Source organism: Lysinibacillus sp. JNUCC 51 (assembly GCF_015999525.1).
GTDB lineage: Bacteria > Bacillota > Bacilli > Bacillales_A > Planococcaceae > Lysinibacillus > Lysinibacillus xylanilyticus.
The window spans coordinates 4593876-4606397 of record NZ_CP065545.1; the positions used below are offsets into that span (position 1 = coordinate 4593876).

At 36.3% G+C, this 12522-nt stretch carries 12 protein-coding genes and 1 pseudogene; 8 read left to right on the forward strand and 5 right to left on the reverse strand.

All coding sequences use genetic code 11. The features are described 5' to 3' along the window. Positions 1-82: 82 nt before the first annotated feature. Positions 83-709 carry a YczE/YyaS/YitT family protein gene (locus tag JNUCC51_RS22165; protein ID WP_268637284.1) on the reverse strand — a complete coding sequence of 209 codons (627 nt, stop codon included), beginning with the start codon at positions 707-709 and terminating at the stop codon, positions 83-85. A 159-nt stretch (positions 710-868) separates the two neighbouring features. Between JNUCC51_RS22165 and JNUCC51_RS22170 the strand changes: the two genes are divergently transcribed. Next, on the forward strand, positions 869-1291 hold the full coding sequence (locus JNUCC51_RS22170; protein WP_337989792.1) for a pyridoxamine 5'-phosphate oxidase family protein: 423 nt from the start codon (positions 869-871) through the stop codon (positions 1289-1291). Positions 1292-1383: 92 nt separating this feature from the next. Continuing rightward, positions 1384-3138 carry an adenine deaminase gene (gene ade / locus JNUCC51_RS22175; RefSeq protein ID WP_337989793.1) on the forward strand — a complete coding sequence of 585 codons (1755 nt, stop codon included), beginning with the start codon at positions 1384-1386 and terminating at the stop codon, positions 3136-3138. Positions 3139-3323: 185 nt separating this feature from the next. Here ade and JNUCC51_RS22180 read toward each other — a convergent pair whose 3' ends face one another. Continuing rightward, positions 3324-3881: a flavodoxin family protein gene (locus JNUCC51_RS22180; protein WP_337989794.1), complete on the reverse strand. Its 558-nt coding sequence runs from the start codon at positions 3879-3881 to the stop codon at positions 3324-3326. A gap of 115 nt (positions 3882-3996) precedes the next feature. Here JNUCC51_RS22180 and JNUCC51_RS22185 point away from each other — a divergent pair, with 115 nt between their 5' ends. After that, positions 3997-4887 (forward strand): LysR family transcriptional regulator, encoded by an 891-nt coding sequence (locus JNUCC51_RS22185; protein WP_337989795.1) that lies wholly within the window; start codon positions 3997-3999, stop codon positions 4885-4887. Between the two features lie 334 nt (positions 4888-5221). On the opposite strand, the gene JNUCC51_RS22190 is transcribed toward JNUCC51_RS22185, so the two are convergent. Next, entirely contained in the window at positions 5222-6247 is a 1026-nt protein-coding gene (locus JNUCC51_RS22190) for an S-layer homology domain-containing protein (RefSeq protein ID WP_337989796.1), read from the reverse strand. Positions 6248-6640: 393 nt separating this feature from the next. Here JNUCC51_RS22190 and JNUCC51_RS22195 point away from each other — a divergent pair, with 393 nt between their 5' ends. From JNUCC51_RS22195 to JNUCC51_RS22215, 5 genes and pseudogenes are all read left to right on the forward strand, one after another. After that, positions 6641-7588 (forward strand): bile acid:sodium symporter family protein, encoded by a 948-nt coding sequence (locus JNUCC51_RS22195; RefSeq protein WP_337989797.1) that lies wholly within the window; start codon positions 6641-6643, stop codon positions 7586-7588. A 454-nt stretch (positions 7589-8042) separates the two neighbouring features. Beyond that, positions 8043-8198, forward strand: coding sequence for a hypothetical protein (locus JNUCC51_RS22200; RefSeq protein ID WP_198516273.1), 156 nt, complete (start codon positions 8043-8045; stop codon positions 8196-8198). A 390-nt stretch (positions 8199-8588) separates the two neighbouring features. Next, positions 8589-9782: an MFS transporter gene (locus JNUCC51_RS22205; RefSeq protein ID WP_337989798.1), complete on the forward strand. Its 1194-nt coding sequence runs from the start codon at positions 8589-8591 to the stop codon at positions 9780-9782. Between the two features lie 242 nt (positions 9783-10024). Next, positions 10025-10113: pseudogene (locus tag JNUCC51_RS22210) on the forward strand (IS200/IS605 family transposase); the annotation flags it as partial. 42 nt (positions 10114-10155) lie between these two features. Further along, positions 10156-11424 carry an MFS transporter gene (locus JNUCC51_RS22215; RefSeq protein WP_337989799.1) on the forward strand — a complete coding sequence of 423 codons (1269 nt, stop codon included), beginning with the start codon at positions 10156-10158 and terminating at the stop codon, positions 11422-11424. Between the two features lie 273 nt (positions 11425-11697). Here JNUCC51_RS22215 and JNUCC51_RS22220 read toward each other — a convergent pair whose 3' ends face one another. Together JNUCC51_RS22220 and JNUCC51_RS22225 are read right to left on the reverse strand one after the other, a co-directional pair. After that, positions 11698-12033, reverse strand: a complete 336-nt coding sequence (locus tag JNUCC51_RS22220) for a 2Fe-2S iron-sulfur cluster-binding protein (RefSeq protein WP_049664522.1) — start codon at positions 12031-12033, stop codon at positions 11698-11700. Positions 12034-12335: 302 nt separating this feature from the next. Beyond that, the gene (locus JNUCC51_RS22225; RefSeq protein ID WP_337989800.1) at positions 12336-12458 is read right to left on the reverse strand and encodes a YjcZ family sporulation protein; all 123 of its coding nucleotides are present in this window, start codon (positions 12456-12458) and stop codon (positions 12336-12338) included. Positions 12459-12522: the final 64 nt, after the last annotated feature.

A 12522-nucleotide genomic window follows, 5' to 3' on the forward strand; every position in this document is an offset into this window, starting at 1 on the left:
AAGTTCACATAATATATAGTTCAATTGTATATTACAACTGAATAAAAAAAGACAATGCACTTTTTTGCATTGTCTTGTAAGCTTATACCACAGCGCTTTTCACGCCAGTCCATTTCAAAAATAACTTTTCGTTAAAAGTTAAAGCAAATTGTACAATTGGACCAAGACCAAATGCCATTAGAGCCGTTCCAATTCCAATAGGTCCACCAAGTAAAAAACCAAGTATAGCGACAGTTACTTCCATAGTTGTTCGAGAACGTGTGACACTCCAGCCGAGTTTATGGACCATTAGAAGCATCAATGTATCTCGAGGACCAATTCCTAAATTCGCCACCATGTACATACCACAGCCCCAGCCAAGTAATATTAAGCCAGAAATATAAGCAAATAGCTGCATCCAAAAACCATCTATATCTGGTATCCAATAGTTAAATATATCAATAAAAATACCTGCTAAAAACATATCTATAAATGTGCCAGGCAGTGGGAACTTCTTCGTGAAAAACATATCAAATGCTAAAATGGCTAGTCCAATGAGAATTGACCAAGTACCGATAGTTAATCCGAATGTTTTAGCTAGCCCGATATGTAACACATCCCACGAGCCAACGCCAAAAACCTGACCTTTAATCGTTAACGTTATACCTAAGGATAAAACCAAAATGCCTGTTAAGAAGAACAGACACCGTGCGAAAAAAGCTTCCTTCATCATTAATACCTCATTCTAATAAATCGTGTTGTCCAACAAGTCATTATAGCAATAAATTTAAAAATAAGCTGAAGATTGTCATTTCATATTTTTCAAAAAATAAGGTTAGACTCGATAAAATAGGACAAAATAAAAGGAGATAAGAAAGGATGAGATGACATGACCTCTGTTCGAGATGAAATATTAGAAGTTTTAAACCGAGAGAAAATAGGAACGATGGCAACAGTTGAGAATGGTAAACCGTACTCACGCTATATGACATTCCAACATGAAGATTTTATATTATACACAGTAACAAATAAACATTCCGAAAAAATGGAGGAACTTCGCAAAAACCCATATACACATATATTATATGGATACGAAAATAGAGGCTTTGGTGATACGTATGTTGAAATTGAAGGAAAGCTAACAGAAATTCTAGAGGACGGATTAAAAAATAAGTTAGCTGAATTTTTCACAAGCATTTTCGTCGGGAATCATGATGAAATGATTACACTAAAAATCGAACCAATTCGTATGCGCTTGATGAATAAAAAAGGGGAACCGCCTAAAGAACTCGAATTTACAAACGACCATTAATATGTGGTCGTTTTTTTAGATTACTTGAGAATACTTGAAATTAGACAAGTGTTCATGCATGATAATTCAAAAAGAAAAAAGGAGTGCAAAGAATGTCCAACAAACTACAACAGCTTGCACAAAATATTTTAACTTCGCAAGGGAAAATTGAGGCGGATTTTATTTTACGTAACGCACAAATTGCAGATGTTTTTACATTGACGTGGAAAAAGGCAGATATCGTCGTTAACAATGGACAAATTGTAGCGCTTGATACGATGAATAGATTTAAAGCAAAAAAAGAAGAGGATGCCTCAGGAAAATATGTGGTACCAGGTCTGATTGATGGACATATACATATTGAGTCGTCGATGCTAACACCTGCAGAATTTAGCCGTATATTGATTCCACATGGCATCACAACAGTCATTACAGATCCTCATGAAATTGCAAATGTTGCAGGTGCGGAGGGCATTCAATTTATGCTAGACGATGCAAAAAAAGCAGATATGGATATCTTTGTTATGCTGCCATCTAGTGTTCCTGGCACTCATTTTGAAAATGTAGGAGCAAAGCTGACGGCTGTTGATTTAGAGCCGTTTTTAAAGCACGAAGATGTTCGAGGTTTAGCTGAGGTCATGGATTTTCCGGCTGTATTAAATGGTGAAACAGGCATGCTTGAAAAGATTATCCTTTCACAACAGGCAAATTTAGTTATAGATGGGCATTGTGCGGGCTTAAATAGTCATCAAATTACGGGCTATCGTGCTGCTGGTATCCATACTGATCATGAATGTGTAACGGCACAGGAGGCTATTGATCGAGTTGAGCAAGGGATGTATGTACTTATTCGTGAAGGCTCAGCAGCAAAAAATTTACGTGATTTATTGCCTGCTGTCAATACAACAAATGCTCGCCGTTTTGGCTTTTGTACTGATGATAAATACGTTGACGAGCTAATGGATGAAGGTAGTATTAACTTCGATGTGGCAATGGCCATTGAGGAAGGGATGGAGCCGTTGCAGGCTATTCAGCTTGCTACTGTTAACACAGCTGAGTGTTATCGTTTATATGATCGAGGCGTTTTAGCTCCAGGCTATAAGGCGGATTTTGTATTAATCGAGAACATCGACAATATGCGTGCAAAGTCAGTTTGGAAAAATGGTGAAAAGGTTGCTGAAAACGGTGTGATGTTAACGAATCGTATAGAGCCTAATGTACCTGCACATATTCACCACTCTGTACATTTACCAAATGTAACGAAGGACCAGCTTAGCATTCCATTCCAAAAAGGTACAAAGGCGAATGTAATGGAAATTATACCAAATCAGCTTATTACGAACCATTTAGTAATAGATGTACCTGTGAAAGATGGTGTATTTGTACCATCAGTTGAACAGGATTTACTAAAGCTAGCAGTTATTGAGCGTCATCACGATTTGCATACGACAGGTCTTGGAATTGTGAAAGGCTTTGGTTTACGAAAAGGGGCAGTGGCCACTACTGTAGCTCATGATTCGCATAATGCATTAGTAGTAGGTACGAATGATGAAGATATGTTACTTGCTTTGTCACGTATTCAAGAAATACAAGGTGGTTTTGTTATCGTAGCTGATGGCGAGATTTTAGCGGAAATGCCATTAACAATTGGGGGCTTAATGACGGATGCACCTGCTGATGAGGCTAAGAAGCAATTAGCAAGTCTACATAACGCCTTACACGCACTTAATCCAACACTAGATTTCCATTTTTTATTGACGTTTTCATTTGTCGCATTACCTGTTATCCCTGCGTTAAAGTTGACAGATACAGGGCTATTTGATGTTACAACATTTCAACACATTCCGGCAGAAGCGGAAAAAATTTAACATTAGTTTATGTGTTAAGGTACTCCCAGGAAAGCGCTCAGTCGGAACTGAAATCAACCCTTCGTTTTGCCGTAGGGCATATTATTATTTAATAGGATACCTTAATATTCACCAAAATTTCCTCGACCTTCTTGTTTTCAATATAATGAAACGACCTAAAAGCATAGCCGCTTTTAGGTCGTTTTTTAAATGGGATAGATACGTGCTTTTAACTGTTTATTTAATATGGATGCCTGCATCAGTGCTTGTTCATCATGAGCAATCTCACCAGGTTTGTTTCCTTCTCCGATAATATAAGATGAGAACGGCATCTTTAAGAAATCAAAGATATATTGGAATTGCTGAATCATTGGTAGACCTTTTATATAGGGTTCATCGCCACCAACAGCAAGAACAATAGCCTCGGTAGTTTGTAGTTTTTCTTTAAGCTGTGGAAAACGCTCATCTCGAATAGCTTGACTTAGTCGATCTATCATGTTTTTCATTATTCCTGACATACTATACCAATAAATAGGTGTTGCAAAAACTACGATATCACTTGTTAAAAACGCATTGATAATTTGATCATAATCATCTTCTACAAACTGAAAGCCATTGTCATCATGACGTAAATCGTTGATGGGCTCGATAACTATTTTTTTTAGATCAATTTTTTGATGTCTAATGCCCTCTAACACATAGTCAGCAAGTTGTTCACTATTACTATCGGCTCTAGAGCTTCCAATAAATGTTGTAATGTTCATATGAGAATCCTCCTCTATCCTTCGGGCTATAATTAGTGTAAACTTATTTTTATTATCGATAAAGCTGAATGTTTCGATGGAATGAATCGAAAAAAACGATTTAGAGGTGAAAAAAATGGATATGAAACAGCTTCAAACGTTTTTAACTGCTTCAGAAACGTTAAGCTTTACGCAGACAGCACAGCTACTGGATTATGCACAGTCAAGTATAACAGCACAAATTAAATCGCTTGAAGAGGAGCTAGGTGTTGTTCTTTTTGAGAGACTGGGAAAACGCATTACCCTTACGGAGGAGGGCAAGCGATTACAACAGTATGCTCAAAAAATGCTTGATTTAAATGTAGATATGAAAAAAGCTATGTTAAATGAACAAGGACAAGCTGTGTTAAAAATAGGTGCACAGGAAAGTCAATGTGTCTACCGTCTGCCGAGTATTTTACAACAATTTCAGAAAGCCCATTCACAGGTGAAAATCATTTTTAAGCCCGTACATACTACGGAAATCGCTAAAGATTTATTACAATCAGGCGATCTCGATGTAGCGTTTATTACAGATGCATACAAGGAAACACCTATGTTACATCGTGAGCGACTTCTTCAAGAGCAATTAGTATTTGTCAGTGCATCTACTGATAGTAATGCGGATAGAGAGGTATTTTCATTACAGCAACTTTCAAATGAAACGATGCTTCTGACAGAAAGTGGTTGCTCCTACCGTAATCAATTGGAAGTCCATCTTCAGCAGGAGGGTGCACTTCCGATACAAATGATTGAATTTGCAAGTATTGAAGCTATTAAGCAATGCGTGATGGCAGGCTTAGGTATTACATTCTTACCCAAAATGGTGGTGGAGAAGGAGTTAAAAAACAATAATTTAAAAGAACTGACTACATCAATGAAATTAGCAGATATTTTTACGGATATCGCATGGCATAAGGATAAGCACATATCTCCGTATCTTGCTGATTTTATAGAGATCGCCAAGAAGATGTATAAGAAGTTTTAGAGCATAATTATTGGACCCAGACATCTATAATTAAAACTGTATAGAATCCATTTTGATTGATCTAAGACTATGCAATGTCTTATCAAAAAAAGCACACGAAAAACGCAATGTTATGTAGACAGTACTCTTGCATATTTAGTAAGGGAAAAATCATAGTGTTGGAAAGGTGAGGAAGTAAGTTCAAAATAATTTAAAAAAGTGCGAATGATTCTTTTAAATTCATTTCGCACTTTTTAGTTCTTTTCACCATGGAAGGATATTGTGGTGAATATAAAAGTACCTCAAGGATGTTCCTTAATAAGTTTGGAGATTCTTAGTCGGACCTTTGGAAAACTTATTGTTTCTTTAAAGTCCCAGAAAAATTAGTTCCTTCATCATGCATTGTCCGACAATCTACCTCGGTAATTTTAAGCGCATTATTAAGGCGCTCAAATTCTAATACACATCGATTGCCATTTGAGGATTTATTCATTACGGCCTTAGTGCTAGAAGTGATCGTTGCTGTCCCATCGACACTCCCTGCAGCTGATCCATCATTGGCAGTTATGAATATATTAAAGCTTTTGCTTGTTGTGTTTGAAATATAGGCATCTCGGCGATTAAAATCGGTTGAGCCTGTACCCCATTTATAGTAATACAAATAGGTACCATCCCAAGCACTTTTTGAAGGTGTTGTTAGCTGCATTGTTTTATCTAGCTGATTTTGGCCATTTTTCGCTCTCGTATTTAAAGAAGTATTACTCTTATTTTCATGAAGAGCTTGCGCATCCTCTGAGATTTCATAAAAATTTCTTTTATCCATACGATAGAGCATTGTCACGACTTGAGCTCGTGTCATATTGTTAGTTACACCAAAAAACTTCTGTAAATTGCGGTTTTCATACTGTGGGTTTTGGCCAGTGGAAATATAATAATCGAGTAAAAACTGTATAGATTGATCTAATCCACTTTTACCATTTGCTAAATGGGTAATTGCCTGTGCTACAACACCGCGCTTCACACTAGCTGCTCGAATAGTGTTATCGAAATAGCCGTTTAATGGAACACCATAGCTTGCAAGTCGATTGTAAAATTCATCAGACCAGTTTTTAGCTGGAGTCTGTTTTTTCAACTCGTCATATGGCGATTCAAGCTCATAAAAGTTCGCCAGTAGTTTTGCGAACTGCTGCTCTGTAATTGTTGCATTGGGCTTAAATGTACCATCTGCATAGCCATTAACGATATTATATTCTTCTGCCCACAAGATGGCTTCATACGCATAGTGATCTTCTGGCACATCTTTAAAGCCAGCTGCTTGTACAGTGTATCCACTTGCCACAACAAGTAGGGGAAGCAATAAAGCGCACACTAATTTTTTCATTAGTCTCAGTCATCCTTTCTAGCTAGTTATGTTAATAGTTTGCAGGATATGGATAAAAACTGCAAATTTTTCTTGTTTAACTTCGTTCAGCTAAAGACATTTGTAGCCGACGCTACGCTTTCACTACAGAAAATAATTGTAACTGCCGTTTCACTTCCGTTACATATAAATATTTGCTGAAACAGAGGAACTCAGTCTAAGAACGCCACGTCCTGTGGCAACGACTGAGTGACCAACTTAATGCTGTTGCTGTCGCTTCGTTGCACTACGCTTTCGCGCAAAAAACATCTGTTGGCTTAAGGTCTCCGGACGCAATTATGCTGAGGCATAATTAATTTTACAAAAAAGAGGCTAGAGAAAACTGTTCTTATAAGAAAGAAGGAATATACAGAGATGTTGAATAGTTTAAATAAATACCTTCAAAAATGGATGCCTGTTTTAACGCCACTTAGCTTAGTGATTGGTGTATTGTTCGAGAATGTAGGGCACCAGCTATTATTTTTAGTGCCGTGGCTGTTTGCTTTTATGACATTTGCAGGTAGTTTAAGCATGAATTTTGAAGGAATAAAAAGTCTTAAAAAATACCCAAAAGTTATATTAGTTGTTATTGCATTTTTACACATACTCATGCCAATTTGGGCTTATTTTGTATCAACCGTCATCTTTCACGATCACCTTTTTACAATTGGTTTTGTTTTAGCAGTAGCTGTGCCAACAGGAGTAACGAGCTTTATTTGGGTTAGTATTTGTAGGGGGCATCTTGCGTTATGTCTTGCAATTATTTTAATAGATACACTTATTTCACCCGTTGTCATTCCTGCATTACTTCATATTGTTGTAGGGCAAACAATCGAAATTGATACTATTGGTCTCATTCTAGATTTACTCTGGATGATAGTCGTGCCTTCTCTTATAGGTGTAGCGTTAAATGAGTTTACTAAAGGCGAAATTGAGCTGACGCTTGGAAAGAAATTAGCACCTTTTTCAAAACTTAGTTTATTTAGTATTGTAATGATTAATAGTAGTGCAATTGCCCCATACATTAAAAATATTAGCTTGGAGCTTGTTAGTGTAATTTTAGTCGTATTTTTACTTGCCGTATCAGGGTATGCTTTTTGTTTAATATTAGGGCATATACTTTGGAAGGATATAAGCATTATTACGATGTTCGTTTTTACAGGAGGGATGCGTAATATTGCTGTAGGGGTTGTAATAGCCACTACGTACTTCCCTGCAAAAACGGTTATGCCTGTAGTGTTTGGCATGCTATTTCAGCAAGTTCTTGCCTCGTTCTTTAGCCTAGTAACGGAAAAGTACCAGCTGAAATATGCGGAAGGTTAAATATATGTTGAACGCAAAAATAATCGCGATTGTTTAGAAGAAAGCGACTGTTTTTTGTAAGATCTCACAGTGCTGTCACCATCAACTGTTTGTAGAATACTACATCATTTTGTGACAATTATTCGTGGTGAAGCTGTTACAAAAAAACACTAAAATTTATATGCATTACCATCAAGTGAAATAACAAAGTATGAGGTTTCCATTATGCTACCTTCAGAATATGATGAAGATAAGCACTAGCCATGTCATTTATTTGGAGGATGGGGGAGATTTTTATCTTAAAAATTATACAAAAATATATATTTGTGAGTAATCATCAATAGTTTTTATACTAGAAATGCTGGTGTTTTGCGCTATTGGAGGTTGTTTGAGTAATATTTTTTCTCGAAAAATATCAATAAATAGTAGTTTATGCTAAGAAAGAAAATGTTGAATGAGAAAGAAGGATGCGTGAATGAAAGAGTTAGACGATTTGAAGCTAACGATTCTTCCGTTAATTATTTTGCTTATTCTTATACTTTTATGGAAACTGACAGAGTCGGTTGGAGCAGGGATGGTGGTAATTATTTTCTGGATAGGCTGGCGCCGCCTTGTAAGAAAATTACTATAATTTGAAAGCGAGGACTTTCTAATTTATTTTGCTTAGTGTCAGTTTTGAAGCTCCTTATAAAATGCTAAATGCCGGGTCTGCCGATTAAAACTTACTAAACAGCTTTATGCAAACAAAGTAGTGTTTGTTTACAACAGACATCGTTTGATAATGGAATCAAACGGTGTTTTTTTATTGCTTTCCTTATAATGGCAATATTTTTGGGTGTGATTCGAAAAAGGCAATATACATAATTAAAGGTCTATTGAGCAAGATCTCATAATACATAATTATAATGAAAATATTTTAAGGGGATATAAAGAATGAAATATTGTAAAATGACTATGTACTAATATTTGTAATTTTGTTACTATTTATTAATTAATAAATGAAACAACAAGGAGATACTTAATGTGGCGTAATCGGAATGTATGGATAATTTTATTAGGTGAATTTGTTGTTGGTCTTGGCTTGTGGGCTGGGATTATAGGTAATCTCGCTTTTATGCAAGAGGTCGTTCCCTCGGATTTTTACAAATCATTAATTATTTCTTGTGGTATATTGGCCGGTTTAGTAGTAGGTCCGTTGGCAGGGCGTATTATTGACAGGTCAATGAAGAAAACAGTTATACAATGGGCTAGTGTAGGGCGAATTATAAGTGTTTTATTTATGTTTATAGCACTTTATACAAATTCGGTTATTTGGATGATTCTTTTTTTAATTTCGTTACAAATAGCAGCAGCCTTTTATATGCCTGCTCTACAATCTATTATTCCAATTATTGTAAAAGATAAGGATTTAATTACATTAAATGCTTGGCAAATGAATGCTCGAACGATTTCAAGGATTATTGGTACTGCAGCAGCGGGATTCATGCTAAGTTTCTTTGAGCTGAAATGGTTGTACATCATTTCATTTATTGTCTATGTGATGATGTTTGTTATTACGAACTTCCTACAATTAGATGAAACAGCAAATCAATCGTCATCAACAAAGGCAAAGGGCAACTTTAAAGAGGTGTTACCGATGGTGAAGGAGCACCCCGTTGTATTAATGACACTTGTCTTAATGCTAATTCCAACATTATTTTTAGGATCCTTTAATTTAGTTATAATGAAAATTTCTGAGATTCATCATTCAACGACAATATCAGGATTATTATATACAGTTGAGGGTATAGGTTTTATGCTAGGTGCAGCTGGTTTGAAATTGATTACAGAACGGCTGAACACTAGAACACTACTTTTTACATTAGCATTTATCATCGGTTCGATGGAGCTAATGCTAATATTCTCTGATATAAAATTTTTGGCGTTAGTGGCTTTTGGAGTTTTTGGTTTTTCAGTAGGCTGTTTTTTCCCGACGACAATGGTGATTTTTCAAAAGCAAGTGCCAAAAGATTTTCATGGCCGATTTTTCTCATTCCGCAATATGATTGATTCTGTCATCTTTCAGGTCGTCTTATTGTCAACAGGCATGATGCTAGATTTAGTTGGTTTAAGTGGGTTGGGACTTGTTTTTGGTATTATTAGCTTAAGTTTAACCATCACTTTTTTACTATATTCAAAGAAAAAGAATGTTGTTATGCATGCTCATGAAGTATAAATAAGAAAAGAACTGTCAAATTTGTAAACAGTTTTTGACAGTTCTTATTTTTTAATTAAGTCTACATTTTTATTGATATTTTCCGAACGGGAAAGCCCAAACCTTAAGGTGTTGGCTGAGCGTGAGGTCCGATAAGGAGTGCCACTAAAACCAGAAAGGTATGTGGTGCTTCAAGTATAAGGAAATTCTACTCTTTTTTGCATATATGTTGCAGTTTATAAAAAAACTGATAGATTGTGTATATGAACGAATATAGACGAACAAACACAACCGCATCCTTAATTTAACTATCATTTCGTTTTTTGTCCCCGGTACAGAAGAAAGCTTTTTCTGCGTACAGATGTAGTAGAAAGTAGAAAGAAGGTGTTGCAAGATGCTTGGAAAAGCACAAGGAACCATGGAAACATATATTGATTCACCCGAAAAGCTAAAGAGTTTATATAAGCGAGTGCTAATCGTTGTTAGTCTATCACAAGTTTTTGGTGGGGCAGGGCTTGCAGCAGGTATTACGGTAGGGGCACTTTTAGCTCAGCAAATGCTTGGGACAGATGCCTATGCGGGAGTGCCGTCCGCTTTATTTACTTTAGGATCGGCTGGTGCGGCTTTAATTGTAGGGAAACTTTCACAACGTTATGGGCGTCGTACAGGTTTATCGACAGGCTTTTTTGTAGGCGGACTTGGTGCAATCGGTGTTGTGATTGCGGCTATTACGAATAGTGTCATTTTATTATTCGCATCTTTATTTATCTATGGTGCAGGGACTGCGTCAAATTTACAGGCACGCTATGCAGGGACAGATTTAGCCAATAATAAGCAACGAGCAAAGGCTATCAGCACAACTATGGTGATGACAACGTTTGGGGCTGTCGCAGGGCCGAATTTAGTAGAAATTATGGGGAAAGTTGCTGTTTCCATTGGTGTTCCGTCACTTGCAGGTCCATTTATCTTATCTGCAACAGCATTTATCTTAGCAGGTCTTGTCCTTTTTGTTATGTTACGTCCGGATCCATTAGAAATTGCAAAAATGATAGAAGCGGACAGACGAGAAAATGAATATGGAAATAATACGGAATCCCTTAGTGAAAAAGCTATCAATAAAAGAGGTCTTACAGTTGGTGCAACGGTTATGGTTCTTACTCAGATTGTAATGGTTGCTATAATGACGATGACACCAGTACATATGAAACATCATGGTCATGGTTTATCGGAGGTTGGGATTGTTATAGGTTTTCATGTTGGTTCCATGTATCTTCCATCGCTCGTAACAGGCGTTCTTGTTGATAAAATCGGACGAACAGCCATGAGTATTGCTTCTGGAGTGACTCTGTTATGTGCAGGTTTATTAGCAGCATTCGCACCGAGTGATTCTATGGTTCTATTAATCGTAGCGCTTTCTTTACTAGGATTGGGCTGGAACTTTGGCTTAATTAGTGGTACTGCTCAAATAGTTGATTCGACTGAGCCTTCCACACGTGCAAAAACACAGGGGAAAATTGATGTTTTAGTTGCACTAGCAGGGGCTTCAGGTGGTGCTCTCTCGGGAATGGTAGTGGCTAATGCGAGTTATGCGACACTGTCATTAGCAGGGGGGCTTTTATCCTTAATTCTTATTCCAGTTGTTATTTGGTCTAGAAAAGCTTGATTATATGCACTAAAGTTTATTATGGTTACTAAAATAGTTTCAGAGTAACCAACGCAATCTTTAATTTAAGGTTCTTTTGTTGCCATTCAGTATTCCAAAAACGTGTATCAAAAGAACCTTTTCTTCTTCAATTGGCTATTTTTGGGTCAGATCATTTTAGCCTGCGTTTTTAAAATTTTTCTTATATTTAGGATATAGATAAAATGAAATTGTATAAATTGACTCAACTAATTACCACATCTTTTTAAGTTTGAATTATTAATCGATTCTTGGTTAATCTGCTGGTCTTGGACCTCTATTGCCCTGTGTATTTTCCAAGGTTAAAATAGGCCGAACTGTAATGTCTCCTATTACACGAATTTGACAAGATAGCCGCAAACAGTCTTCATATATATTCTCATCAATATTTTTAATAGCAAAGGCGTTTTTTTCTATTTTAGAAATATCCTTATATTCACCAGCTAATACCTCTACTCTGCAAGTGGTGCATTTTGCCATTCCGCCACACTGATGAAAAATATTTATATCATTATCTTCAAGAGCTAATACTAATTTTTTTCCTTCCTCCACTTCAAAGGTTTTTCCTCCAAATACGGTGACAAATGGCATCTATGAATGCTCCCTTCATGATTTTCCTAATAGATGGGGTTATAGCGAAACAACTGTTACTATCAGTTTGTATTGATCCGACTATTCTCATACTTCGAAATCATTCATTTAGTGAAAGTAAAAAAATTTTTTGCCTAGCGAGGAAGGAAATGATGCGATTTTTTTTAAAGATTTATTTGTGACATTGAAAGAGGAAAAATTAAAAAGGTCACCGGAGGATAGTGACCCTTAGAAAAATTAGAAGGGAAAAGATAAATTTTTAGTATCCTAATAGTTATGAGCATTAGTGGCGGTGTTAGGTATTAGCAGTAACTTCTATTCAAGAAACTAGCGCCGACAATAATTAAAAGAATGAATAGAACAACAATTAGCGCAAATGCGGATCCATAACCATAACCACTACCGCTACCACAGTATCCAGACATAGTAAATTCCCTCCTTTCTTTAATTTTATAATATGTAAAGTTTTCAATAGGGATTGCGATATTT